The 24780-nt window shown below is 43.5% G+C and carries 25 protein-coding genes; 18 read left to right on the top strand and 7 right to left on the bottom strand.

The window, feature by feature from the left end:
- Positions 1-106 precede the first annotated feature (106 nt).
- Together rplT and rpmI are read right to left on the bottom strand one after the other, a co-directional pair.
- Positions 107-463: a 50S ribosomal protein L20 gene (rplT, locus tag AAEY75_RS10810; RefSeq protein ID WP_011281252.1), complete on the bottom strand. Its 357-nt coding sequence runs from the start codon at positions 461-463 to the stop codon at positions 107-109.
- A 150-nt stretch (positions 464-613) separates the two neighbouring features.
- Positions 614-811, bottom strand: coding sequence for a 50S ribosomal protein L35 (gene rpmI / locus AAEY75_RS10805; protein ID WP_010197866.1), 198 nt, complete (start codon positions 809-811; stop codon positions 614-616).
- 437 nt (positions 812-1248) lie between these two features.
- Between rpmI and AAEY75_RS10800 the strand changes: the two genes are divergently transcribed.
- The 7 genes from AAEY75_RS10800 (at position 1249) to AAEY75_RS10770 (ending at position 7577) form a co-directional block, all read left to right on the top strand.
- Positions 1249-1692, top strand: coding sequence for an acyl-CoA thioesterase family protein (locus tag AAEY75_RS10800; RefSeq protein WP_352259567.1), 444 nt, complete (start codon positions 1249-1251; stop codon positions 1690-1692).
- Between the two features lie 123 nt (positions 1693-1815).
- A complete protein-coding gene (gene hisIE, locus AAEY75_RS10795) occupies positions 1816-2664 on the top strand; it encodes a bifunctional phosphoribosyl-AMP cyclohydrolase/phosphoribosyl-ATP diphosphatase HisIE (protein WP_352259566.1) in 849 nt (282 codons plus the stop codon).
- A gap of 244 nt (positions 2665-2908) precedes the next feature.
- Complete coding sequence (gene tatA / locus AAEY75_RS10790; protein ID WP_197218084.1) at positions 2909-3181, top strand: Sec-independent protein translocase subunit TatA; 273 nt, start codon at positions 2909-2911, stop codon at positions 3179-3181.
- A gap of 53 nt (positions 3182-3234) precedes the next feature.
- On the top strand, positions 3235-3930 hold the full coding sequence (gene tatB, locus AAEY75_RS10785; RefSeq protein WP_352259565.1) for a Sec-independent protein translocase protein TatB: 696 nt from the start codon (positions 3235-3237) through the stop codon (positions 3928-3930).
- A complete protein-coding gene (tatC, locus tag AAEY75_RS10780) occupies positions 3930-4796 on the top strand; it encodes a twin-arginine translocase subunit TatC (RefSeq protein ID WP_197218082.1) in 867 nt (288 codons plus the stop codon). The genes tatB and tatC overlap by 1 nt, the downstream gene beginning before the upstream one ends.
- A 179-nt stretch (positions 4797-4975) precedes the next feature.
- Positions 4976-6475: a UvrD-helicase domain-containing protein gene (locus AAEY75_RS10775; protein WP_197218081.1), complete on the top strand. Its 1500-nt coding sequence runs from the start codon at positions 4976-4978 to the stop codon at positions 6473-6475.
- Positions 6476-6551: 76 nt separating this feature from the next.
- Positions 6552-7577, top strand: coding sequence for a tRNA dihydrouridine synthase (locus tag AAEY75_RS10770; RefSeq protein ID WP_197218080.1), 1026 nt, complete (start codon positions 6552-6554; stop codon positions 7575-7577).
- Positions 7578-7802: 225 nt separating this feature from the next.
- On the opposite strand, the gene AAEY75_RS10765 is transcribed toward AAEY75_RS10770, so the two are convergent.
- Positions 7803-8228: an MAPEG family protein gene (locus tag AAEY75_RS10765; protein ID WP_197218079.1), complete on the bottom strand. Its 426-nt coding sequence runs from the start codon at positions 8226-8228 to the stop codon at positions 7803-7805.
- 14 nt (positions 8229-8242) lie between these two features.
- Positions 8243-8656, bottom strand: a complete 414-nt coding sequence (locus AAEY75_RS10760) for an OsmC family protein (protein ID WP_197218078.1) — start codon at positions 8654-8656, stop codon at positions 8243-8245.
- A 544-nt stretch (positions 8657-9200) separates the two neighbouring features.
- Here AAEY75_RS10760 and AAEY75_RS10755 point away from each other — a divergent pair.
- A complete protein-coding gene (locus AAEY75_RS10755) occupies positions 9201-9719 on the top strand; it encodes an RNA pyrophosphohydrolase (RefSeq protein WP_110923585.1) in 519 nt (172 codons plus the stop codon).
- 119 nt (positions 9720-9838) lie between these two features.
- Here the strand turns inward: AAEY75_RS10755 and AAEY75_RS10750 are convergent, their stop codons facing one another.
- The gene (locus AAEY75_RS10750; protein ID WP_352259564.1) at positions 9839-10654 is read right to left on the bottom strand and encodes an NRDE family protein; all 816 of its coding nucleotides are present in this window, start codon (positions 10652-10654) and stop codon (positions 9839-9841) included.
- A gap of 73 nt (positions 10655-10727) precedes the next feature.
- Positions 10728-12383: a DUF4139 domain-containing protein gene (locus AAEY75_RS10745; protein WP_352259563.1), complete on the bottom strand. Its 1656-nt coding sequence runs from the start codon at positions 12381-12383 to the stop codon at positions 10728-10730.
- 434 nt (positions 12384-12817) lie between these two features.
- On the opposite strand from AAEY75_RS10745, the gene urtA reads away from it, so the two are divergent.
- From urtA to AAEY75_RS10695, 10 genes are all read left to right on the top strand, one after another.
- Positions 12818-14122 (top strand): urea ABC transporter substrate-binding protein, encoded by a 1305-nt coding sequence (gene urtA, locus AAEY75_RS10740; RefSeq protein ID WP_197218129.1) that lies wholly within the window; start codon positions 12818-12820, stop codon positions 14120-14122.
- Positions 14123-14298: 176 nt separating this feature from the next.
- Positions 14299-16137: an urea ABC transporter permease subunit UrtB gene (urtB, locus tag AAEY75_RS10735; protein ID WP_502944402.1), complete on the top strand. Its 1839-nt coding sequence runs from the start codon at positions 14299-14301 to the stop codon at positions 16135-16137.
- 10 nt (positions 16138-16147) lie between these two features.
- The gene (urtC, locus tag AAEY75_RS10730) at positions 16148-17218 is read left to right on the top strand and encodes an urea ABC transporter permease subunit UrtC (RefSeq protein ID WP_101204890.1); all 1071 of its coding nucleotides are present in this window, start codon (positions 16148-16150) and stop codon (positions 17216-17218) included.
- Entirely contained in the window at positions 17218-18063 is an 846-nt protein-coding gene (urtD, locus tag AAEY75_RS10725; RefSeq protein WP_201592371.1) for an urea ABC transporter ATP-binding protein UrtD, read from the top strand. Before urtC ends, urtD begins: the two co-directional genes overlap by 1 nt.
- Before the next feature lie 88 nt (positions 18064-18151).
- Positions 18152-18850 (top strand): urea ABC transporter ATP-binding subunit UrtE, encoded by a 699-nt coding sequence (gene urtE, locus AAEY75_RS10720; RefSeq protein WP_201592370.1) that lies wholly within the window; start codon positions 18152-18154, stop codon positions 18848-18850.
- A 308-nt stretch (positions 18851-19158) separates the two neighbouring features.
- Positions 19159-20043 (top strand): prolipoprotein diacylglyceryl transferase, encoded by an 885-nt coding sequence (gene lgt, locus AAEY75_RS10715; RefSeq protein WP_352259562.1) that lies wholly within the window; start codon positions 19159-19161, stop codon positions 20041-20043.
- Positions 20044-20054: 11 nt separating this feature from the next.
- On the top strand, positions 20055-20789 hold the full coding sequence (locus AAEY75_RS10710; RefSeq protein ID WP_352259561.1) for a DUF2971 domain-containing protein: 735 nt from the start codon (positions 20055-20057) through the stop codon (positions 20787-20789).
- Between the two features lie 48 nt (positions 20790-20837).
- Positions 20838-21698, top strand: coding sequence for a thymidylate synthase (locus AAEY75_RS10705; protein WP_201592365.1), 861 nt, complete (start codon positions 20838-20840; stop codon positions 21696-21698).
- 64 nt (positions 21699-21762) lie between these two features.
- The gene (locus AAEY75_RS10700; protein ID WP_352259560.1) at positions 21763-22329 is read left to right on the top strand and encodes a dihydrofolate reductase; all 567 of its coding nucleotides are present in this window, start codon (positions 21763-21765) and stop codon (positions 22327-22329) included.
- 259 nt (positions 22330-22588) lie between these two features.
- Positions 22589-22720: a hypothetical protein gene (locus AAEY75_RS10695; protein ID WP_264298303.1), complete on the top strand. Its 132-nt coding sequence runs from the start codon at positions 22589-22591 to the stop codon at positions 22718-22720.
- 86 nt (positions 22721-22806) lie between these two features.
- Here AAEY75_RS10695 and uvrC read toward each other — a convergent pair whose 3' ends face one another.
- A complete protein-coding gene (gene uvrC / locus AAEY75_RS10690; RefSeq protein WP_352259593.1) occupies positions 22807-24651 on the bottom strand; it encodes an excinuclease ABC subunit UvrC in 1845 nt (614 codons plus the stop codon).
- Positions 24652-24780: the final 129 nt, after the last annotated feature.

Below are 24780 nucleotides of genomic sequence, written 5' to 3'. Positions count from 1 at the left end.
AGCTCTAAAATATTTTAATATAAAAAAAGCCACCGACCAGCGGTAGCTTTTATTAATATCGTACTATTAATCAATATTAGTTCTATTCATTTAAATAGGCTAATATTTATGCTAGTTCCGCTTTTGCTTTTTCAACCAATGCAGTGAAAGTAGCTGCATCATGCATAGCGATGTCAGCAAGTACGCGACGATCGATTGCGATGTTAGCTTTTTTCATGCCATTGATAAAGCGGCTATAGCTCAAACCGTTTAAGCGTGCACCAGCATTGATACGTGCAATCCAAAGACGACGGAAAGTACGTTTTTTGTTGCGACGGTCACGATAAGCATATTGACCAGCTTTGGTCACTGCTTGTACCGCTACACGGTAAACACGTGAACGGGCACCGTAGTAGCCTTTTGCGCGTTTTAGGATTTTTTTGTGACGACGATTCGCCTGTACACCACGTTTTACACGGGCCATAAATTACTCCAAGATATTTTTAATCATTATTAAACGAATCACGATGTCATCGAATAGTAGACATCGTTATCAGATTGCAAGGTCAAATATTTTTAATTAAGTGGCTATTAATTGAATAGCGCTTGATTAAATGTATATGACGATAGGCTATTAGATGTATGGGCACATACGACGAACTGCTGCTTCGTCAGACTTGTCCACCATCTTAAGACCGCGCAACTGGCGAATACGCTTAGCTGATTTCTTGGTCAAGATATGGCTTTTATTTGCTTGCTTACGCTTGAAGCCGTTTGCTGTTTTTTTGAAGCGTTTAGCTGCACCGCTTCTGGTTTTCATCTTAACTTTCATGATGATTTGCCTCTTTGTCTTTGATAGAACCTGGTCGTCAAATAGTACATAACGAATAGTGGCTTTAAAAACAACCACTAAACCTCTATTTGCCTCGAGGTGGGAGGCCGTATTTTAGCAGATAGCACGCTGTTTTGCCAAGGAAAGTTTTAATCTTGCCCCAGTAAACCATCATAGTAGATAACGAGTATGAACCGACTGCTAGCCTTTCTCATAAAAACACCAATAAAACAGGAAAATCCTCTGCAAATAGATTGAATGTCAGCTTAAGCTGTGCTTAAGTAGAGAGTGAGTATTGGTATAGTTTAGGCGCTAATAATACAAAACTGCTTATCACACTTATTAGCCGTATATCATACGGTCGGCATCGTTACGATGTTACCAATCTATATCAAGCTCAGCAGAACTCATCACCTGCCGTCAAACTAGGAAATAATGTGCCAAGAAAAGAGTTGGACTTTGATAACGATTTATTTGTCTTTGAAACAGTCATGCGTGTACGTCATACTGAGGTTGATATAGGCCAGCATCTGACACTCGAGTCATTGACAGCCTTGGTAACTGAAGCGCGCGCGCGATTCTTATACTCCAAAGGAATTAAAGAGATCAATGCCGACTATCAAGGCTTAATTATTGATGAGTTACAGTTAAACATTGATAGTCGTGTACGATTGCGTGACCAACTCCTGTTTGAGATAGGCGTTGAGCCGTTGTATGATAACGGCGGCAATATGGTTATAAAAGCCACTCGGATGCATACGGGTGAAACAGTGGCTAAAGCACGGCTGCATTTTCTCAGTTACGACTTCCGGCTAAATAAAGTGACTGCGCTCAATAACACTTTAAAAGAAGCGCTATACCCACACTTAGTTAATCTTTAACATTGTTTTTCTTAAAATACTGTCTTTGCTTAAGCAGCTTCTTCGCTCACCATATCAAGAGAGTGAGCACGCTTGATGCATTGACCATTCCTTACTTCATACTTATAAGATGACAGATATATTATGACTTTACCTGCTTGGCTGGCTGCCATAAAATTTAATGATGATGGTTTGATTCCTGCAATTGCTCAAGACCATAAGTCTGGGCGTATTTTGATGATGGCATGGATGAATGCGGAAGCCTTACAGTTGACTGCACAAACGCAGACGGCGGTTTATTTTTCGCGCTCACGTGCCAAATTATGGCATAAAGGCGAGTCGTCAGGTCATACTCAAACCGTCCACGATATTCGTTTGGACTGTGATGCAGATGTGATTGTACTCAATGTCACCCAAGCTGGCGGCATTGCTTGCCACACTGGCCGAGAGTCTTGTTTTTATCAGCGTTTAGATTTATCTGGACAAACGCCTGAGTGGGAAACCGTTGATAAAGTACTAAAAGACCCTGCGGATATTTATGCATCAACTGAGACGGCGGATAGCAGTCTACAAACCAATCTGCAACCCAATAACACCACTGCTAAAGATGACACTAACGCTGAGTCTAATCAAACAGAGAACGCCTCTATTTTGCAGCAGCTTGATAATGTATTGGCCGAACGTAAGCAAGCAGATGCTGATAGCTCTTATGTGGCAAGCCTATACGCCAAAGGGTTGAATAAAATATTAGAAAAAGTCGGTGAAGAAAGTACCGAAAGCATCATCGCTGCCAAAGACTTTGCCAGTTGTGATGAAAGCCTAGACAAAGCGCAATATGATGAGGCACGTCATGAGCTCATTTATGAAGTGGCTGATGTCTGGTTTCATACGTTGGTTGGACTGGCATGGTTCGATATTGAATCAGACGCTGTATTAAACGAGTTAGGTCGTCGCTTTGGACTCTCAGGCATTGATGAAAAGGCGTCACGATAACTTGTGATATTGTAAAATCAGTCTAATGAAGACAGCCTTGTGAAATCGTAAAATAATCAGCTACTGTGTTTGATTATTTTGCGATTTCACCCTTTTGTCACAACTGCAGGTTATAATATAGCTCTTTTAACGTCGCATTATATGTCGATACTTTTTGTTTACTATATTGCTATGTGATAAACGCAAAGCTATAAATGTAAAGTATTCATATACAGACTGAAAACCAAGACATGAGGATAGCTTTATGGGCAGTTTTTCTATTACGCATTGGCTGATACTATTGGTTGTGGTGGTCGTCGTATTTGGCACCTCTAAACTGAGAAATGCTGGCAAAGATTTGGGCGGCGCAGTTAAGGGCTTCAAAGAAGCGGTCAAAGACGAAAATACAGAGCATGCTAAAAAGCACGCCGTCCTTGATCACGATAACAATACCCGTACCACAGATCGCTCAGCTACTGACAACGTCAATAATAGCGATATCAACGCAGCCCCAACTGACGATAAGCACAACGTATAATGCCTATAGCACTTCGCCAGCCTGTAGTTCCTAGATAGTGACACTCAACCATTATGTTTGATATTGGGTTTTCCGAATTACTCCTCTTTGGCATAATCGCCTTGATTGTTCTGGGTCCAGAAAAACTGCCTCAGGCAGCACGGACGGCTGGGCAATGGTATGCCAAAATTCGCCGCACGGTTTCTACCTTACAGTCTGAAATAGAGGCTGAATTAGACTTGGCTGAAACACGGCAGCAAATGCAAAAAGAGCTGGCCAAAATTCGCCAGACTGAGTCGGATATGAAACGCGAGCTAGCAGAAATGCGTGGCAATATGAAAGAGTTTGAAAACTCTCAAAACCAACAATTTCATGCAACACATGATACTGTCGATAAACGTGCATATAGCAAGGCTAATGAAAATAATAGTGAGCAAAATAGTAGTGAACAAAAAAGTCAGTCAGTCACGCCTAAAGAATTCGATTACGCCTATGGGCAAGATACGACACTAGCAGATACTAAGCAGCCATTAGAATCAGACGACAGTTTACACGGCTCTTCCACAGGCAGGGCACCTCAGGATAGTACTCATCAAGTGGTTCAAAACATCACGACCAAACCTTGGGAAAACATGTGGTTCCGTCTTGGTGCTTATGACAAAGCTCGCCGTCTGCCTATGCCTCCCTACTTACCGAATTATAAAGCCGATGTTTTATTAAATAGTCCTGTAAGCACGCAAACTTCTGACAATAAACAGGAGTCTGATTGATGGGATTATTCAAACGCAAAAAAAGCCGCCAAGAAAAAGCCGCTAGTTCAGATAAAGAAACAACCGCCGATGCAATGGATAAAAATGAGTCTACAGATGCGTTAAGCGCTGTGGCTGATATGCCTATCACAGAGCATTTGATTGAGTTACGTAGACACTTAATCAAGATATGTGTTGCTGTACTGGTCATATTCTTGGCGCTAGTCGGATTTTCACGCGAGCTATACAACCTATTGTCAGACCCACTGGTTGCACAACTGCCCGCCAATTCGACCATGATTGCGACGGACATCACCTCCAACTTTATGGCACCGATACGCCTGACCGTTTTTGTCGCTGCGTTCTTTGCCATGCCTTATATTCTGTATCAAATTTGGTCGTTTGTCGCACCAGGCTTATATAAAAAAGAAAAGAAAATCGCGATTCCAGTACTACTGTCCTCTATATTCTTATTTTATTCTGGCGTAGCGTTTGCCTACTTCATCGTACTCAAAGGGGTTCTAAAGTTCTTTATCATGTTTGCCCCGCAAAACGTCCTACCAATGACAGATATCGACAGTTATCTAAGCTTTGCACTCAAACTGTTTATGGTATTTGGCTTAACTTTTGAGATTCCAGTCGTCACTTTGCTATTGATATTGACTGGCATTGTCTCCATTCAGAGTCTAGAAGACAAACGCCGCTATATCATTGTGGGCTGCTTTGCCGTAGCAGCAGTCGTCACACCGCCCGATGGCGTATCGATGCTGATGCTTGCCATTCCGATGTGGTTGTTGTTTGAGCTTGGTTTGTTTTTAGCCAAAATTTTAATCAAAGAAGAGCCTAGCGCTGCTTTAGCTGCTAATACGGCCTCGCACAAAGAATGAACTTACCAGTTAATTCAAAACAGGCCAACGCGCTAATCTGTTAATATGGTTACTTCAGCCTCAAGTAATCGTCGATACCTCTTTTGACTATATTATCACTAATCAGCCATTGTCTATGCAGTGGCTTTTTTTACCCCCATCATTTTTGACCATGTTTTATTCTTTTAGGTAACTTTGTTATGTCCGCATCTATGCCAGCTTATATGAGCGATCCCACTGACGAGCAATTAAATGCGCTCAATATGGCGATGGATCACAAGTCATTCAAAGTGGTGGCTTATGCGGGTGCTGGTAAAACTACGACGTTAAAATTAATCGGTGAGCGCCTGCGCGGACGCGGTTTATATTTAGCCTTTAACAAAACGATTGCCAATGATGCTCGTTCAAAGTTTCCACCGCATGTGGAATGTCGCACCTTCCATTCGCTTGCCTATCGTCATGTCGCCCGTGATATCACGGCCAAACTGTCCTTGCCGCGCTTTTCACCCAAACGCCTCGGCGATGATTTGGGCTTGCAACCTGTCCAAGTACGTCGGCAAATGGATGGCATAAACAAATATATTACGCTCACGCCAGCTCGATTATCGCGCTTCGTCAGTGATGCCGTGAGCAATTTTTGTAGTACGCATGCCAGCTACCCTGCACCCAGACATATATTGTTTCCAAGTTGGCTCGATGAGTCAGATGCAGAGCAATTGCGTGAGATGCTCTACCCTGCCGTAGAGCATCGTTGGTTACAGTCGATTGATGCACGTCATCCTGCTGGCATTGGACATGACATTTATCTGAAGCTTTGGGCATTGTCTAAACCTAGCATTCCAGCGGATTTTATTTTGTTTGATGAAGCGCAAGATGCAGATCCATTGATGATGGGGATTTTGACTCAGCAACCGCGACAGGTCATCTATGTAGGCGATGCGCATCAGCAGATTTACGAGTGGCGTGGTGCGGTCAATGCTATGAAAAAATTGCCACTGCCGCAAACCTTATTGACGCAGTCTTTTCGCTTTGGCGAGCCAATTGCAGAAGTTGCCAATACATTGTTGAAGGCATTGCAAGAAGATGTGCCGCTTAAGGGTAATCCTAATAAACAATCCTCTACTGACAAAGGCATGGTACACAGTAAAAAAGATGCCATTCTATGCCGTACCAATGCCGCTGCGATGTCGCAATTATTGACTGGACTTAAACTCGGTCATAGAGTGGCGCTGCAAGCAGACACTGATCGTATGCTCAAATTCTGTCAGGCCGCCGAAAACTTAAAAAATGGTAAGTCTGCTTATGGCGTGCCTGAACTGGCATACTTTTATAATTGGGGCGATGTGCAAGAATACGCCGAAACCAATGAAGGCAGCGATCTCAAAACTCTGGTGAAATTGGTCGACGATCATGGTACCAACGTATTGAGTCAAGCGGTCAATAGCTTGACCAGTATCGAAAATGCGGACTATGTCATCTCAACTGCTCACAAAGCCAAAGGGCTCGAATGGGGAAAAGTACAGTTGGACGATGACTTTTATTATGATGTCACCACTAATGCCGTCAAAATAAGCCCTGAAGAGTTGCGCTTACTATACGTTGCTTGCACGCGTGCCCAGACCAACTTAGACATTCATAATATTAAAGACTTGATATCAGGATTGCAGACAGGTAAAAAAGTGATTTTTGGTAAGACTTAATTTTCCTCCATCTCTGCCAATCTCGAGCTTCATTCTATCTTTCGTTATAGCAACCTTTTAGTAGTGAACAACAAGCATGAATAATAGTCAGCAACTTCAAGCACGTCAAAACACCATCCGTCAGTTATTTGCCAACCCCGTCCGCTTACTTGCGCCAATGGAAGGCTTGACCGATCCATTAATGCGACAAATTCTCACGCAAATTGCGGCAGATTTAGGTCGTCCCTATGACTGGTCGGTGAGCGAGTTTATTCGGGTGACTCAGCACGTTTTGCCAGCACATGTGTTTTACAAATACGTGCCAGAATTGCGTCATGAGGCCAAAACTACCTGTGGCACACCGATTCATTTGCAACTTTTAGGCAGCGAAGCGCAACTTATGGCAGACAATGCTGCTTATGCTGCTGAGCTTGGTGCACCTGCCATTGATATCAATTTTGGTTGCCCTGCTAAAACGGTAAACAGCCATCGTGGTGGTTCAGTATTACTGGATGAACCCGAAACCATGTATCAGATTATCAGCGCGGTGCGTCAAGCAGTACCTGCCGATATTCCAGTATCGGCCAAGATACGTTTAGGCTACACCGATACCAGTAGAATGGATGATATTCGTGGCGCGATTAACGACAGTGGTACTGATTGGCTGACCATTCATGCACGAACCAAAACCCAAGGCTATAAGCCACCAGCCTATTGGGACAAGATTCAAAGTTTTAACGCGCTTGATATTCCAGTGATTGCCAATGGTGAGATATGGAACGCAGAACATGCAAAGAACTGTATGACGCAAGCAGGTACAAAACATTTGATGTTAGGTCGCGGCGCGGTTACCCGTCCAGATTTGGTTGCTCGTGTGGATTGCGGTTCAGATGATGCCATGCTAAGTGCGGCAACGTTGTCGTGGGAAGCGATGGTCACCCATCAGATAAAATTTTTGGAAGGTCGGGCTAAAACTGAAGTGATATTGGTCGGTCGCTATAAGCAATGGCTCGCGATGCTCATCAAAGGCTATAGCGAAGCAAGAGTCTTATGGGATGCTATCAAACGAGAGAAAAATAAAGCGGTGATTATCAGTGCGCTACAATTTAGCATACAACAATAATCACCTGCTCATATTTGGTTGATCTAGGGCGTGTCATCAATTAGATTGTGAGGCTTAAAATGAGAAAAATTACAGATAAACAAGGAAGAAATTGCCGTTAATATGAATATATTGACAAAATTACTGACGATGTTTAGCAAAATTTAGCCATTTTAAGACCACTAAATGTATTAATGTGCTGATTGATGATACGCCCTAGACCCTGTAAAAATTAGCTCTCAAGCGTTATACACTCACTCGAATCGCTAAATAAAATAGCATCAAAGAACAAGCCATCGATAACGCCCAAAGTATCGAGCGAAAAGCCGACAAATTGGTGATATAAGCCACACAAAAACCAATACGAATCAGCACATATAGCCAAGCCAATACATTGATAATCGCCTGCGGAACGAAGAATAGCATCGCTGTTAGGACAGCCGCCAAAAATATAGGCAATGTCTCATAGCTGTTTTGCTGTGCCGCATTAGCACGTGCTGCAACCCCTGTCGCATGCTGAAAAAAATCGCGAGGATGCGCATTATTTCTGAGCTTAAAACCGCCAGATGCTTTTGCAACGATTGATACTAACCATGGTAGTAAGCTTGCCGCCACCATTGCCGAAATGGCAGATGCTGCGGTATTAGAGACCAACTCCAAAAGTGCATTCATTAATATATTCGCCTCTACCCTGCTATAACTTCAAAGTCATGAGTGACGTTCACGCCGCCCTGTACCAACATTCTACTGGCTGAGCAGTATTTTTCTGCTGATAAATGGATGGCTTTTTCGACTTGTTTTTCTTTGACGTCTTGACCCGTCACCACGAAATGCATATGAATATCGGTATATACCGCTGGTACGGTTTCAGCACGTTGTGCGGTTAGCTCACAACGTACATCTGTCACTGCTTGGCGTGATTTTTGTAAAATCTCTACCACATCATAGCTAGCGCAACCACCTAGCCCTAATAGAATCAGCTCCATTGGACTGGCGCCTTTTCCTTTGTCTGCATCGATCTGTACGTTATGTCCTGACGGTGACACGCCCATAAATGCTTTGTTTTCTTGCCACGTAACACTTGCTTTTGACTCTGACATTTTGCCTATTCCTTATTTCAATTATTAGATTTCAATTAGCAGGTTCTCTGCTTTTTATTTTTAATAATACCTGTTGCCTTAATACCGTACTGGTAGTTATATCACGTTGCTAGTGTAGCATAAGCCAAAGCGAGATTTTATATCGCCATTGTCGTTAACTGTCGTTGGCTATTGCCATAACCTTAGTCATGTGTAGCTAGTCTAGCTTCTTTAATTCATAGTTTATTGATAACGATATTTCTTGAGTCGTAGATTAATACCAATACACTTATATTGCCGCCATTACTGAAACTTACCCCTGCCGTAATACCCTTTAAATAAACTTACAAAAGTCTATTTATAACTACTTGATTTTAAACAGCTAAACTCGTGAAACATTTTATAGCAAAATACTGTTACACATTTTGCTTGTTTCTTGGTTTAATAACGGTAATGAATCTTATTTTGACCTAATATCGACAACAATCACCTTATAATAATTATGATTATTGTCATGGTTTTAAATCAAAATAAGCTATTTTAAATAAATCAAAAAGGTTTAGTCATGATAGATGCAGACGGCTTTCGCGCCAATGTCGGCATCATCTTGGCAAATACACAAGGGCAGGTTCTGTGGGCAAAACGTATTGGTCACAACGCTTGGCAGTTTCCGCAAGGCGGTATCGACCGCGGAGAGACGCCGATGGATGCGATGTATCGCGAGCTCTGGGAAGAGGTCGGCCTACATCCGCGTCATGTAGACTTGTTGGCAGTGACGCAAGATTGGTTGCGTTATCGTTTGCCAAAACGCTATGTGCGACATGGACAACACCCTTTGTGTATTGGGCAAAAACAAAAATGGTTTTTGCTGCGCTTAGATGAGGCAAATACTCAACATATCCGCTTCGATGAAGGGAAGCCGGAATTTGACCATTGGCAATGGGTCAGTTACTGGTATCCACTCGGACAAGTGATTCATTTTAAACGAGGCGTTTATCGCCGTGCCTTGCAAGAACTGGTACGCGAGCTTCCCCTAAAGCAAGAACTGATTATCCCTGAGCAAGAAAATCATTTGATAGTGTAATAAATCGCTCAATTTATAATGTAATAAAAGACACCCTTGGTAATTGCTAGAGTTTTTAGCCATTACCAAGGGTGTTTTTTATTGTTGTTCAGCTATTGTTTTCCAGCTATTGGTTTCAGTTATTTTGAGTGATGATCAAACTCTCGACTGGTAATATTGGCCGTGAAGTTTGCGCCCGTAGCGCCCTCTTTGCGCAACGTCAAAATACTTTGGGTACGAGTCCCATAAGTGGGTACATTGTTTTCTGTATTGCCAAAAGCCACTGGTTCAATATAAACAGAAGACAGCATCTGCTCCACCTCAAACGCCACGCCAGTATCAGGCAGCTTATCTGCTGGTGCTGGCGTATTGTCAGATAACACATCAAAGGCAGCCTCTTGCCAGTATTCGAGTGCACTATTTTCAGCAATAAGAGGCAATACTTCTTGCCGTAGCCTGCCACGTAAACGTTCCGTCTTAAACCAACTGTCCTCTGGCTGACCGTTAGAAAGCACATGCAAACCTGCATATAATGGCGTTGGCGCATGACCGCGATTATTGACAATGACGGCTTGTGCTGTATCACCAATAATAAGATTAAACCCAGCGTAGTCCTGCAAAGTAATCTTTCGGGCAAAATCCATTGGGCTAATAGTACTTGTCAAAAAGTCAGTCACGAGCGCACCGCGCGAACGCTCGTCCGTCCTTGCCTGCACACCATCACGAAAGTTTAGTACCGCAGCCCAACGACCATTCTGTTCAAAAAAACCTGTCTTTTTTTCTTGATGAATACCTAACCACGTGCCACCGCTTTGCTTATCACGCCCAGCATAAATAGTCTGATCAGACCATTGATGTAGCGACTCAGTTGGACGCTCCAGAAACTCATCACGATTGGACAATAATACCAATGGCAGCTCATCAAATAACTGCCAAGCAATGGCGACGATACACATAGCATTCCTTTTATAATAATCTGTTATACCAATGCTTTTTAGCAAAAATAAAGAGCATCGTTTAAGGTTTTACTTATTGATTGCCAGCTAGCATTTTATTGGCGGGATAGCTAACCTGAGACGTTGAGCGTATCACTTGTGACTGCTTGCTTGGTAAATCGAACTCCCATGCTACTATGCCTTGATTGTCATTCCAATCTCGTTCGGTTACAGGCGGCGTATGAGTGACCGTAACCTTTAGACTGTCGTCGCGACTGATAGGCTCACTGCCCAACACCTGCAAGCGTACACTGCGATTATGCTGATTGGTAAATTGATAGGCGTTGGTGGTCGTTATGGTTTGCGTGCGGTTCAGCACGCCTTTCTCGCCTTGCTTGTCTTCGTTGGTCAGCTCTTTCACAATCATATTTGAATCGCTACCAAACCCAATCCCTTGCTCTTTTAGCATTTGGTAGCTATAACGTGATTGACCTACATAGTTGTCATCACGGTACAGCTGTAGCGAACCATCGACCCAGTCTGGTGTCAAAAATGGCGCTGAGGCATACCAGTAGGCGGCAGTCTCGACGCTTGGTGTGCTGCGAATCCATAGCTTACTGCTACCAGATTGCTCTCCAATCACTGTACGTACACGTCTGCCATCACTTGGAATACTAACCAGCTGCGGCAAACGATACTCGATGATGCCATTTTTATTTTGACTACTGACGGTGAAATTCGGTAGCGGTGCCATACTGACTCCTGCTCCTTTGGTGTAAGCCGCTTCTGCCATCATCACAGGAGCAGCATCCATCATAGGTGACTCACGCCTAACCTTAGCATCTTGATTCTCTTCATATAATGACAGACGCTGCACATACGGCAGTTGCCCTGTCGTACTCTGATTGGGATTAACGGTACTGAGTGTCACAGGTACATTGGTCCAATTCTCACCGGTTTGCTGAGCAATAATTGCAGAGGCTGTGATACTTAACTGCTCACTATTTGTGTTTAGGCGGGCTTGATACGCAGGTTCCCAACCTGCGCCGCGCACTTGGTAGTGCAACTTAACGCTACTTGGCGAGCGACTGGCCGTGCGTACACTCACCTGTGTCACATTATTAAAGGTTGATGTCGCGCTGCCTGACATAAGCTGATTAAGTGCATCTTGAGCACGCGCCTGACGCTGTTGAATCTCTAAAATTCTTTGGTTAATACTAGTTGCTTGAGTTTCTATATCACGCGCATTATTAGCAATCGTACTATCCGTATTGACCTGAGTGGCTTTGGTCAAATTCTGTAAATATGCTTTTGCTAAGCGTGCTGCTTCCAATTCTGCATTGATATTGGCTAAAGTACTTTGCTGCGTCTGTACCTTAGCATCACCTTGATATTGGCATTGCGCTGCTTGCTCTCCAGTCAATTCTTCAATACTGATTTCACCGACATTGACGTTACCCACCGCTTGTACGCTTAGACTCTCTTTGTCCATTTGAGGTGACAAACATGAAAACACAACGGTTTGTTCACCATTACCTGTGATGGGCAGCGCCCGTGTCACGCTTGCCAGCCCTTGATAGATAGTCACTTGCTCGACGCTGCTCGTTGCCGCTTGCGCCGAAGACAACCCCAATATGGCACTACTACCAAACATAAGCGGCAAAGCAAGACATCTGGCCATGTTATTAAGCGGCGATAATACGCTGCCATGGTCCGTTAAAACTGACGACTGTATTACATGTGCGTTCATACATCATTCCTTAGAAGTAAAATCCATCATGGCAGCAGCGCACTTTTACTATCAGACTTGCCATCCTATAAGCGCACAAGACAATTTTATCAAAAATAATATCTCTCAAAGATATAACCGTAGCGTTTTTGACACTTTTTAGCAACAAATGTCTCTATCAAAGCTAACGTTATATTTTTATATTGCGCACGGTTTCTCTGTTTATTCCCTTTTATGGTGCAACCTACCAAAATCTATGCACTAGATTAATGAAAAAACGCAACAATTTTTAATTATTGTGCTGTTATTTCCCAAATAACGGCCTTTTTGACTTGGCACGGAACTTGAACTATTAATTACTGTTAAGTAACAGTATTTTATCTTTTGTATTTACTTAGGAGATGTCCATGTTTTCGTTACCAATTTTAGCCAACCCTCAGTTTGTTGAGTCGAATATTCACAGCAAACTCAAATCACGCGTTTCATTATTGGCGATAGCCGTCATTAGTAGTTTGAGTCTCGCTGCCTGTCAAAAACCTGCAGAAACCGCAACATCGACAGAGACAACAGCCGAAACCACCACAGAAACAACGACTGAGCCTGCTGCTGATGGCGAGACCATCAAAGTGGGTATATTGCACTCATTGTCTGGCACCATGGCCATCTCCGAAACCTCTCTAAAAGATACCGCATTAATGACCATTGATGAAATCAATGCCAATGGCGGCGTACTGGGTAAGCAGCTAGAACCTGTAGTCGTTGACCCTGCCTCTGATTGGCCGTTATTTGCTGAAAAGGCCCGTCAGCTATTAACTCAAGATAAAGTGGATGTTATTTTTGGCGGTTGGACATCGGTATCACGCAAATCAGTACTGCCAGTAGTTGAAGAGTTAAACGGCTTGATGTTCTATCCAGTGCAGTACGAAGGACAAGAGCAGTCAGAAAATATCTTTTACACGGGTGCGGCGCCAAATCAGCAAGCTATTCCAGCAGTAGAATACTTGATGAGTGAGGAAGGCGGCGGTGCAGAACGATTCGTATTGCTAGGCACTGATTACGTCTATCCACGTACCACCAATCAGATTTTAAAGGCATTTTTGAAATCAAAAGGCGTGGCTGATGCAGACATTATGGAGGAGTACACACCATTTGGTTTCAGCAATTATCAAACCATCGTATCTAATGTCAAAAAATTCTCAACGGGCAAAAAGACAGCAGTAATTTCTACCATCAACGGCGATTCAAACGTTCCGTTCTATCGTGAGCTTGCCAACCAAGGTATCAAAGCGTCAGATATTCCAGTCATGGCATTCTCAGTCGGTGAAGAAGAGCTGCGTGGCATCGACACCAGCCTATTGCAAGGTCATTTGGCGGCATGGAACTACTTTATGTCGATCAAAAACCCAACCAACAGTGAATTTACCAAACGCTATAAGCAATATGCATTAGACCAAAAACTACCGAATGCTGAAAAAGTCGTGACCAATGATCCAATGGAAGCTACCTATGTCGGTATCAATATGTGGAAGCAAGCTGTTGAAAAAGCAGGCACCACTGATGTTGATAAAGTACGTATTAGTATGGCTGGTCAGACGTTCGATGCGCCTTCTGGTTACACATTAAAAATGGATGACACAAACCATCATTTATGGAAGCCTGTGATGATTGGACAAATTCGTGCGGATGGACAGTTTGACACGATTTTTAAAACGCCAGAGGTTATTCAAGCGCAGCCTTGGAGCGAGTACATTCCTAAATAGGCTGTCCACTGAATAAATTTGTGCTGACAGGTGCATGAATCGATGACCCAGTACCTACTCTCCACATTTATTTTCAACACCTTATATATCTATACGCCTTATCTATACCTCTATTGCTTAGTACGCTAAGCAGTAGAGCCAAGAATTTGTTGACCGTGGAACACAGGGAGCCGCATATGCAGCGTCACACTTTATGCCCTATTGCAGGGCACATATCATCTAAGAATGGTAATGATCAGCAAGCACCAACAAGCAGGTTCATGAGACACGCTGCGATTTTTTCAATATCTATACCTATGCGGCTACTTGCTCTGACTGCATTATTTATAACGGTTTTCACCACTTCTGCGCATGCTGATCATGACGGTCAACCACATGACCACGATACAAATACTGCTCATAATGAGCCATCATTGGTCACAACTGCGAACGTATCTACTTCTACTCAAGCCAGCACCTCAGGTACCTCAAATATTTCAACAGCAACTTCTACAAGTTCAGGCGATGCCATTCAACAATTTGTAGCAGGTGATTTTAGTAAGCGTCAAACCATGTTAAGTGATTGGCCAGGATCCGTTGAGAGTTTGGATAGTCTGGTTGAGTTCATTGCCAATGATGAGCTATATCAAGGTAATGATGGGCAAACATATTTACTGAATAAAGATGATCAGCTATTTACTTATCCTGATAAAAAAGAAACGGCGAATTGGCCTAGTGACTTATCACAAATCACACTGACCAATGCGCTGCGCTCGGCGCTCATTTTTGGACAAGCTAAGGTCAAGCTAGCATCTGACAAACCTGCACAGCGACTACAAGCAGTTGATATTTTAGCCAACAACATTGACCAAGTAGATCCAGCCATTATTACGGCAGCAGCGGCAAATGAAGACAATACTAAAGTCAAAAAGGCACTAACTGCATTACAGGCTCGTATTGATTTCAAAAATGGTGACCTACCCACTCAAATCGCAGCCGCAAAGCTACTTGCTGATAGTGATAGCCCACAAGTATTAGTTGATATCGAGTCTGCCCTTGCCGCTGATAATTCAGATTCTGCACTTGAAGCGGCGCTTATCGATGCTGAATCCAGTGTGTCACGGCGTATTGAAATAAGCACATGGACGGGTCATATTTTCACCGGTATGAGTACCGCCAGTATTTTACTGCTAGCGGCTCTTGGCCTTGCCATTACCTTTGGCTTGCTTGGCGTGATTAATATGGCGCATGGTGAGCTGATTATGATTGGGGCTTATACCACTTATATGGTGCAAAACTTCTTTCAAGCTTATATGCCAGATATGGCAGGTTGGTATTTGCTTGCTGCTATTCCGGCTGCTTTTTTAGTCAGCGCTGTCATCGGCATGATTATTGAGCGCATTGTCATTCGCCCACTATATGGTCGTGAGCTAGAGACCTTATTAGCGACATTTGGCGTCAGTCTGATTTTGATGCAACTGGTGCGGATGATTTTTGGTGCGCAGAACGTTGAAGTTAGTAACGTGGCATGGTTAAGCGGCGCATATCAGGTGTCATCCAGCCTTGTACTGCCTTATAACCGTATCGCCATTATTGGTTTTACGGTCATCATCGTGGCGCTACTGGTGTACTTACTCAACAAAACGCGCTTTGGTTTGTTTATACGAGCAGTCACCCAAAACCGCCAAATGGCAAAAGCAGTTGGTATTCCTTCTGCACGTATCGATATGATGGCGTTTGGTTTGGGCTCTGGGCTGGCTGGTATGGCAGGCTGTGCCCTTGCCCAAGTAGGTAACGTGGGGCCTGATTTGGGTCAAACGTATATCATTGATACATTTTTAGTCGTCGTCGTCGGCGGTGTCGGTCAAGTATGGGGTGCAGTACTAGCAGCCTTAGGACTTGGTGTGAGTGGTACGGTACTCGAGATTGGTATCGGTGCGGTATTGGCAAAAATAGTATTGTTGGTTCTTGTGATTCTGTTCATTCAGAAGCGGCCACAAGGTTTATTTGCACTCAAAGGCCGCTTTGTCGAATAAGGAGATTCCTATGATACTGACTAAATTACTGTCTGATACACCGCGTAGTGCTGTTTTAATTGGCTTATGTTTTGCCGTACTACTGATACTGCCTTGGCTACATCTTATGCCGGAGACTTCAGCTTTTCACCTTTCAGCCTACTGGATTACCCTGATTGGCAAAATCATGGCACTAGCGATGGTCGCTTTGGCACTAGATCTCGTCTGGGGCTATGCCGGTATTTTGAGCTTGGGACATGGCCTGTACTTTGCCTTGGGTGGTTATGCGTTTGGCATGTACCTAACACGTGAGACAGCGGGCGACGCGCTCCCTGATTTTATGCGGTTTTTGAGCTGGACCGAAATGCCATGGTACTGGGCTGGCACACAGCACTTTTGGTGGGCAGTCGCACTGGTTGTATTAGTGCCTGGCTTGGTTGCTTTTATCTTTGGTTTCTTTGCCTTTCGCTCCAAAATCAAAGGGGTGTACTTTTCTATCATCACTCAAGCCATGGTCTACGCAGCAGCCTTGCTATTCTTCCGTAATGAGACAGGCTTCGGTGGCAACAATGGCTTTACTGGTTTTACGACCCTTCTCGGCTACGACATTACCGCTGCCTCTACTCGCTCAATGCTGTGCTTTGTCACGGCCTTAGCATTGTTAGTCTCTTATATGGGTTTGCGTCATTTAATGAATCAGCCTTATGGTCGAGTGCTTGGCGCCATTCGTGATAGCGAAAACCGCTTGCAGTATTTAGGTTACCGTACGTTGTGGTACAAGCTATCCGCTTGGGTGTTGTCAGCTGTCATCGCTGGTATCGCAGGTGCGCTATACGTGCCGCAGGTAGGTATTATCAATCCGAGTGAGATGAACCCAGTTAACTCAATTGAGATAGCCGTCTGGGTAGCAACTGGTGGTCGAGGAAGCTTAATTGGCGCGATCTTAGGTACTGGTGTGGTGAACGCTGTGAAAACCTACTTTACGGTCGCCTACCCTGAATTTTGGCTACTGATATTAGGTGGACTGTTCGTCGTCGTGACGTTGTTTTTACCCAATGGCATTATGGGCTTGTTCGATCGATTCAAAAAGGAGAAGCAATAATGCTAAATGATAAACCTTCAACGACTGAGCAAATTATTAACGAGTATGGACGTACTCATGGCGGTACTGGCCACAGTCACCCGAAGCCATCAGGCGTCGATTTTAGCCATGGCATTGCATTATATTTAGAAGATTTAAGTGTTTGGTTTGATTCGTTTCGAGCACTCAATAATTTATCGCTATATATTGAAGAAGGTGAGCTACGCTGTATTATTGGCCCAAACGGCGCTGGTAAAACCACGCTAATGGATGTCATCACAGGTAAAACTCGGCCCACTGAAGGCAGCGTTTTTTTTGGTCAAACACACAATCTTGCTAATTTATCCACTGAAGAAATCGCCGAAGCTGGCATCGGACGTAAATTTCAAAAACCTACTGTCTTTGAGAACTTTACGGTCATGGATAATCTGTTACTTGCTGCGCCGAAAGACAAACGTGTAGTCAAAAGCTTATTCAATAAACTCAATGCCGATACTCGCGATACCCTCGACGCGACCCTACAGCAAATTCGCCTGACCGATAAAATCAACAAGCCCGCTGGTTTGCTTTCACATGGGCAAAAACAGTGGTTAGAGATTGGCATGCTATTGATGCAAAGCCCCAAGCTAATTTTGCTTGATGAGCCGGTGGCCGGTATGACTGATGCAGAAACTGAGCATACTGCCGAGCTGTGTCTACGCCTTAAAAAGAACCATACCTTGGTGGTGGTTGAGCATGATATGACCTTTATCGATGCCATCAGTGAAAAAGTCACGGTATTGGCACAAGGGGCGATTTTGGCCGAAGGTACATTAGCGGAAGTACAAGCCAATGAAGCCGTGATTGAGTCCTATTTAGGTCGATAGCTAGGTTGATAACTGAGTTGATAGTAATATTGACAAACTGCTATGCCATTTAGAGATTAGGAAACGATTCGAATGTTAGGAGACAGCCATGTTAAAAGTTAACGATATCAATCAATACTATGGCGGCAGCCATATTCTACGGGACGTCTCGCTCACAGCACCCATCGGTGAATGCAGTGTGGTACTTGGTCGTAACGGCGTGGGTAAAACCACCCTACTCAAATGTTTAATGGGGATATTACCGATTAAATCAGGGCAAATCCTGCTCAATGATAAAGACATCAGCAAAATGTCGTCCGAGCAGCGGGTACGAGCAGGATTGGCTTATGTACCACAAGGTCGTGATATCTTTTCGACACTGACCGTAGAAGAAAATATCTTGATCGGTATGGCCAAATTTTCACGTAGCAAGGCAAAGCACGTACCCAAGCATTTATACGATATTTTCCCCGTACTCGATGAGATGAAACATCGGCGTGGTGGTGATTTATCTGGTGGTCAGCAGCAGCAACTTGCCATTGCACGCGCCTTAGCTTCCGAGCCGACTGTGTTAATTTTAGACGAGCCAACTGAAGGTATTCAGCCGTCTATTATTAAAGATATTGGCCGAGTTCTACGTGACTTGGCTGACAAAGGTGACATGGCCATTGTGCTGGTTGAGCAGTTCTACGAATTTGCCGAAGAGCTGGCTGACAATTACACCGTGCTATCACGCGGCAAAGTAGTGTCACAAGGCGCAGGCGACACGATGGTCGAAAACAAAGTACAAGATCTAGTCGCTATCTAGCTGCTTTTACTTAACTGCATTTATTTATGAGCACTTGGTAGTGAACGCTAGATAATGCTAAAAATAGCGTTCTTATCCTAAGCTGCTAGCTACCAAGACTGCATACCGTTACGAAACCTTTTCATGATTACAGCTATTTGTCCTGTTTTATTCAGCATCTTACCTGCTTCCTACCCTATGTATTCTGCACTGTATCGACCGTTCAACTTCTCAATGCTAACTGATTGGCATCATAGCAATTGTGTATGCTCGACGAATGAAATTTGCTATTATAGTCAGCACTTTATTACCAATATTATGATGCCCTTATGATGATTCATCCTCAGTACGATCCTATAGCGTTAGCCATTGGGCCTGTTGAAGTCCATTGGTATGGGCTGATGTATTTGCTGGCATTTGCTGCCGCTTACGGCCTAGCGTGGTATCGCAGCACCAAACGCGATAACTGGACCACCGACATGGTGTCCGACTTGGTATTCTTTGGTGCACTTGGCGTCATTTTAGGTGGCCGTGTTGGCTACGTCTTGTTTTATCAGTTCGGTGAATTGCTACAAAACCCTGCCTATCTTTTCAAGGTCTGGGAAGGCGGCATGTCGTTCCATGGCGGCTTGATCGGCGTCATGCTTGGTATGCTATATTTCGCTCGTAAGTATAAAAAGACACCATTCCAAGTACTAGATTTTGTCGTGCCGTGCGTACCAACGGGTTTATTGTTTGGTCGCATTGGTAACTACATCAATGGTGAGCTGTGGGGCCGTGTCTCTGATGGCGGCTATAATTGGTTGACGTACTTCCCGCAAGCCGCTGCTGCTGATATGCAACAATTACAAACCAATCCTGAACTTCAAGAGCTAATGACTGAAGTCAATGGTCAGTATCTGCTGCCTCGTCATCCTTCACAATTATATGAAGCGCTTGCTGAAGGTCTATTGCTGTTCTTATTCTTATGGTGGTATTCATCAAAACCCCGCCCTCGTATGGCAGCGACCGGTATTTTCATGTTGGGTTATGGCATTAGCCGTTTCATCATCGAGTTCTTCCGTCAGCCAGACGTCGACCAAGGATTCATCCTGTTAGGTTGGATGACCAAAGGGCAAATGCTAAGCGCCCCGATGATAATCATTGGCTTTATCCTATTAATCTATGCCTACAAACGCGGCATCTATGACTGGGGTAAGCAAGCTGCTTATTAGGACGTTCGAAAATGGATAAACAAATAGAAATAGAAGCTGTTTTGACAAGATATATTCCATTTGTGAAACTAATATCTATGCTTGAACAGGGCTTTTTCATTCCAAAAGCAAACTTATTCACTGATAGCTGGGAAGGAAGTCTTCATTTATTCAATGGTGAAAAAGACAACTTTCAAACTGAAAATCAATTAATAGCTGCAAAAGAATGGGTTTATGTAAGCTGTTGGTACTTAGATGAGCCTGAATCTCATGCTATGTGGAATAGTTATGGACAATCTAACGATTCTTTAGCAATTCAAACTACTCATCGAAAATTCAAATTAGCATTTGGGCGATCTAGGATTGACATGCATGCTAGATTTTTCCCAGTAATGTATCAGAAGCCTAATAATGCCTATCATTTATATGATGGAAAAAAGATACCTGATTGGTTTAGAGATGAATATACTGTACGCCACTCTATTTTTAATTATTTACCATTACAGTTATTTCACAAACATGAAGCTTTTTCTTTTGAAAATGAAGCAAGATTAGTGCTAGTAGATAATGATGCGACATTAGAGAAGAAGAATAAAAGACTTGGCCTTCATTTTTCTATTAAAGATACCAGAGAAATGATAACGAAGATTATTTTGCATCCTAACGCTTCAGCTTGGTTTGAAGATACAGTTCGCAAACTTATTAACGATACATATCAGCTAGATATTCCAATCTGTAAATCGTCGTTAGTTGGTCACAAAAATTAATCTAGCTGAACGTTAAAACCTCTTAAATATTTATTGAAGTTGAAGAATATGATTAGCACAAAGAACGAACAAGCCTATCTCGATTTGCTCCGTCTTGTCCTTAATGAAGGCACTGAAAAAGGCGATCGTACTGGCACTGGTACGCTCAGCCACTTTGGCGCACAGCTGCGTTTTGACTTAGCGGCAGGGTTTCCGCTATTGACTACCAAAAAAGTTCATTTTAAATCTATCGCCTATGAGCTATTTTGGTTTTTAAGTGGTAGTACTCACGTTGATTATTTGCAAGCCAATGGCGTACGAATTTGGAATGAATGGGCTACTGCAGAGCAGACGGCGCGCTTTAATCGTCCTGCTGGTGATTTGGGCCCTGTCTATGGTCATCAATGGCGCAATTATGGCGCAACCAAAGATGAAGACGGCAATTACCATGCTGATGGTGTCGATCAAATCACCCAAGTCATCGAGCAAATAAAGACCAACCCCAATTCACGTCGCTTAATCGTGTCTGGTTGGAACCCTGGAGAAGCAGATCAAGTTGCCTTACCGCCTTGTCATACCATGTTTCAATTCTTCGTCGCGGACAATAAACTGTCATGCCAGCTCTATCAGCGCTCAGCAGACTTATTTTTAGGTGTGCCGTTTAACATTGCCAGCTATGCCCTACTTACCCATATGGTCGCGCAAATTTGTGGTCTAGAAGTAGGTGAGTTCATCTGGACAGGTGGTGATTGCCACATTTATCAAAACCACCGTGAGCAAGTTGAATTACAGTTGACGCGTTCGCTATATGCACTGCCAACGTTGACGCTTAACCCTGATATTAATGATATTTTTGCCTTCAATTACGAAGATATTAATGTTGAGGGTTATGAGTCGCATCCTGCTATCAAAGCGAAAGTTGCGGTATAGCATTGGTCTGATTGACTACTTTAAATAAGCTTAAAATTGTAAAAGATAATAAAAAGGATAGATTATGAGTTATGCCCACACCGAAGTTGCCCAAATCGCTGCTATCAGTAGCAACCGTTGTATCGGTAAGGATAATGAGCTGCCGTGGCATATCTCAGCAGACTTGCAGCACTTCAAAAAGATGACGACCAAACAAAACGACGGTGGCATACAAGGTATCGTCATTATGGGCCGTAAGACGTTTGAATCAATGGGCAGCAAGCCTTTACCAAAACGAGTTAGCTTCATTATCAGCAGCCAATTGGATTATGCTGAGCAAAAAGGCCTCGTTGGAAAGGACAATGCTTACGTGGTACACAACCTAGACGATGCTTTGACACAAGCAGCCAGTCTGGCACATGGCGCGCATCTGGATACTATTTGGGTCATTGGTGGCGAGCGTGTCTTTAGCGATGCCTTAATGTATACCGACCGTATTGAACTGACCCACGTCGACACCGATATTACTGATGGTGATGCGTTCTATCCTGAATTGCCAAGTGAATTTGAAGTGGCAGAAGAGTCTGAGCAGATGCATGATGAAAAGAGCGGTCTAAGCTTCAAATTTACGACTTATAAAGTAAAAGCCTAACGTTGGTTGGTCTTCTATTCAGCTTTAATAAGATATAATTTAAAAGGAGGAACCAAATATGAAAAATTAAAAAAGCCCAGCAAAATTAATTGCTGAGCTTAAAAAACTTTTAGATAAGACAACTGTGGAGCTAGACTCCGCTATTAGCATACTAATAAAGTTTATTTACCTTGCAGGGTTCATATATTTTATAGTAAATGCTAGTAAGTGTCTATGTCTCCACAGTTATGAATTCCTAATCATAATTATGGAGGTCATCATGACCATTCAATGCGGTTATCCTAAAGCTGTGCATGTTCGTTGGTATTTACGCTATCGATTTAATCGTTGGGAGCGCGTCTGTGAGCACTGCCGTAGCTATCCAAACCAGCAGTTAAGTTTTGATTTTTAGCGATTAGAGGTCTTAATCTGCTAAATATTCCTAACGTTAAAACGACAACAGATTTGGTTCTGTTGTCGTTTTTTTAATATGTCCAGCTACTCATGCAACACTTTATAAACAGTTTTTGCGAGCACAGGCCCAATACCTTGTACCCCTGACAGCTCTTGTTGCGATGCACCAAGCAGTTGCTGCATACCACCAAAGTGATTCAGCAGGTCGCGACGACGCTTTTCGCCCAGTCCGGGTATGACTTCTAGCACTGACGATGAACGGCGCTTGTCACGTTTTTTACGGTGCGCCGTAATCGCAAAACGATGCGCCTCATCACGAATATGCATCAATAAATGCAGCGCTTTACTATCCATCGGTAGATCTAATGGCTCATGATCGATAAAGTGCAATACTTCAAGCCCAGCCTTGCGCCCTTCTCCTTTTGCCACACTAATAAGCAAAGTATCACCAAGAATTTCCAACTCAGTCAATACTTCTTTGGCAATACCAAGCTGACCCTTACCACCATCAATCAGTAGTAAATCAGGCAATGGCTGCTTCTTATAACGCCGTGTCAGCACTTGCTTCATCGCCGCATAGTCATCACCGCCTACGATGTCATGGATAGCATACTGACGATAATCACGGCGACGCGAACCACCTTGGTCAAATACCACGCAACTACCAATGGTCGCTTCACCCATGGTATGTGAGATATCAAAGCATTCGATGCGATCAATGGTTCGCTCGGTGACATCCGCCAATACATCTTTCAATGCACCAAAGCGTGCATGCAATTCTAAATAATCGCCCAGCTTGGTTTTTAGCGCGTTATTGGTGTTCAGTTTTGCCAAATCTAGCCACTCTGCACGATGTTCACGTACATTGGTTTTGATGACGACTTTGCTACCAAAATGCGTCGCCAATGCCTCACTCACTGCCACCTGATCAGGTAACTCATGAGTTAGCATAATTTCTGCGGGCAAATCATCCGTCACCTGAAAATAGAAAGACGTAATAAAAGCAGATAAATTATCCGCGAGCGATTCGCTGCTATCGACATCCGGAAAATAGTTCTTACCACCCAGTACCCGCCCGCCACGGACAGTCAGTACGTTGACACACGTCATGCCTGCCTGACTGGCAATCGCAATCACATCGGCCTCACCTTGTACGGTATAGACAGCTTGCTTGGCCTGCACTTCACGGAGCATAGAGAGCTGATCGCGATAAAATACTGCTTTCTCAAAATCCAACTCTTCAGCTGACGCTTCCATTTTTTCAATCAGCGTGGTGTGAATATCGCCAGAGTCACCCTTTAAGAAGCGAATCGTATTGTTGACGTCCTCTGCATATTCTTCTGCTGATACCAGACCCACGCAAGGCGCACGGCAGCGTTTGATTTGATACTCAAGACATGGGCGCTTACGTTGATTGAAGAAAGTATTGGTACATTGGCGCATTTGAAACATCTTTTGCATCAGCACCAATGTCTCTTTTGCCGCATGAGCAGACGGAAACGGCCCAAAGAACCGTCCTTTTTGATGATTGCCTTTGCCGCGACCGTACGCCAATCTCGGATAAGGCTTGTCGGCTGAGATAAACACATAGAGGTAAGATTTATCATCTCGTAGCAGCACGTTATAGGGAGGACGATATTCTTTAATCAGGTTTTGCTCAAGCAGCAACGCTTCAGTCTCACTACGGGTGATAATGGTTTCGATATCATGGATACGTGCCACTAACGCTCGTGTCTTTGGATGATCAATCGTCTTTGCGAAGTAGCTGTTTACACGGCTTTTAAGGGATTTAGCCTTGCCAACGTATAAGATATCACCATTTTTTCCCAGCATTTTATACACGCCTGGCAAATTGGGTAAGCGCTGAATTAAATGCTTAAGACGGGCTTTTTTATCATCGATAGGGCTAGATTCTGAGACATTGACCATAGAATTCATTGCTCTTAAAAGTCTTATAATACTGCTAGTTATGGGGCGGGAGTCATTGTTTTACAAGCCAATTATTATCATAGCTTCACTCATAAAAAAGCCAGCTTTCGCTGACTTAATTTGTTCTAT

The sequence above is a fragment of the Psychrobacter sp. TB55-MNA-CIBAN-0194 genome, assembly GCF_040309505.1.
GTDB lineage: Bacteria > Pseudomonadota > Gammaproteobacteria > Pseudomonadales > Moraxellaceae > Psychrobacter > Psychrobacter fozii.
This window is presented reverse-complemented; position numbering and strand designations above follow the sequence as displayed.

What these genes read in the sequence shown, in the direction of transcription:
- lgt (WP_352259562.1), top strand. Translation starts at nt 19,159, where the DNA reads ATGATGATTCATCCTCAGTACGATCCTATAGCGTTAGCCATTGGGCCT.
- AAEY75_RS10755 (WP_110923585.1), top strand. Translation starts at nt 9,201, where the DNA reads ATGATAGATGCAGACGGCTTTCGCGCCAATGTCGGCATCATCTTGGCA.
- AAEY75_RS10745 (WP_352259563.1), bottom strand. Translation starts at nt 12,383, where the DNA reads ATGAACGCACATGTAATACAGTCGTCAGTTTTAACGGACCATGGCAGC.
- urtD (WP_201592371.1), top strand. Translation starts at nt 17,218, where the DNA reads ATGCTAAATGATAAACCTTCAACGACTGAGCAAATTATTAACGAGTAT.
- AAEY75_RS10765 (WP_197218079.1), bottom strand. Translation starts at nt 8,228, where the DNA reads ATGAATGCACTTTTGGAGTTGGTCTCTAATACCGCAGCATCTGCCATT.
- rpmI (WP_010197866.1), bottom strand. Translation starts at nt 811, where the DNA reads ATGAAAGTTAAGATGAAAACCAGAAGCGGTGCAGCTAAACGCTTCAAA.
- AAEY75_RS10710 (WP_352259561.1), top strand. Translation starts at nt 20,055, where the DNA reads ATGGATAAACAAATAGAAATAGAAGCTGTTTTGACAAGATATATTCCA.
- AAEY75_RS10695 (WP_264298303.1), top strand. Translation starts at nt 22,589, where the DNA reads ATGACCATTCAATGCGGTTATCCTAAAGCTGTGCATGTTCGTTGGTAT.
- rplT (WP_011281252.1), bottom strand. Translation starts at nt 463, where the DNA reads ATGGCCCGTGTAAAACGTGGTGTACAGGCGAATCGTCGTCACAAAAAA.
- AAEY75_RS10705 (WP_201592365.1), top strand. Translation starts at nt 20,838, where the DNA reads ATGATTAGCACAAAGAACGAACAAGCCTATCTCGATTTGCTCCGTCTT.
- AAEY75_RS10775 (WP_197218081.1), top strand. Translation starts at nt 4,976, where the DNA reads ATGTCCGCATCTATGCCAGCTTATATGAGCGATCCCACTGACGAGCAA.
- urtB (WP_502944402.1), top strand. Translation starts at nt 14,299, where the DNA reads ATGCAGCGTCACACTTTATGCCCTATTGCAGGGCACATATCATCTAAG.
- urtE (WP_201592370.1), top strand. Translation starts at nt 18,152, where the DNA reads ATGTTAAAAGTTAACGATATCAATCAATACTATGGCGGCAGCCATATT.
- hisIE (WP_352259566.1), top strand. Translation starts at nt 1,816, where the DNA reads ATGACTTTACCTGCTTGGCTGGCTGCCATAAAATTTAATGATGATGGT.
- AAEY75_RS10760 (WP_197218078.1), bottom strand. Translation starts at nt 8,656, where the DNA reads ATGTCAGAGTCAAAAGCAAGTGTTACGTGGCAAGAAAACAAAGCATTT.
- AAEY75_RS10750 (WP_352259564.1), bottom strand. Translation starts at nt 10,654, where the DNA reads ATGTGTATCGTCGCCATTGCTTGGCAGTTATTTGATGAGCTGCCATTG.
- tatA (WP_197218084.1), top strand. Translation starts at nt 2,909, where the DNA reads ATGGGCAGTTTTTCTATTACGCATTGGCTGATACTATTGGTTGTGGTG.
- AAEY75_RS10770 (WP_197218080.1), top strand. Translation starts at nt 6,552, where the DNA reads ATGAATAATAGTCAGCAACTTCAAGCACGTCAAAACACCATCCGTCAG.
- tatB (WP_352259565.1), top strand. Translation starts at nt 3,235, where the DNA reads ATGTTTGATATTGGGTTTTCCGAATTACTCCTCTTTGGCATAATCGCC.
- AAEY75_RS10700 (WP_352259560.1), top strand. Translation starts at nt 21,763, where the DNA reads ATGAGTTATGCCCACACCGAAGTTGCCCAAATCGCTGCTATCAGTAGC.
- urtC (WP_101204890.1), top strand. Translation starts at nt 16,148, where the DNA reads ATGATACTGACTAAATTACTGTCTGATACACCGCGTAGTGCTGTTTTA.
- tatC (WP_197218082.1), top strand. Translation starts at nt 3,930, where the DNA reads ATGGGATTATTCAAACGCAAAAAAAGCCGCCAAGAAAAAGCCGCTAGT.
- uvrC (WP_352259593.1), bottom strand. Translation starts at nt 24,651, where the DNA reads ATGGTCAATGTCTCAGAATCTAGCCCTATCGATGATAAAAAAGCCCGT.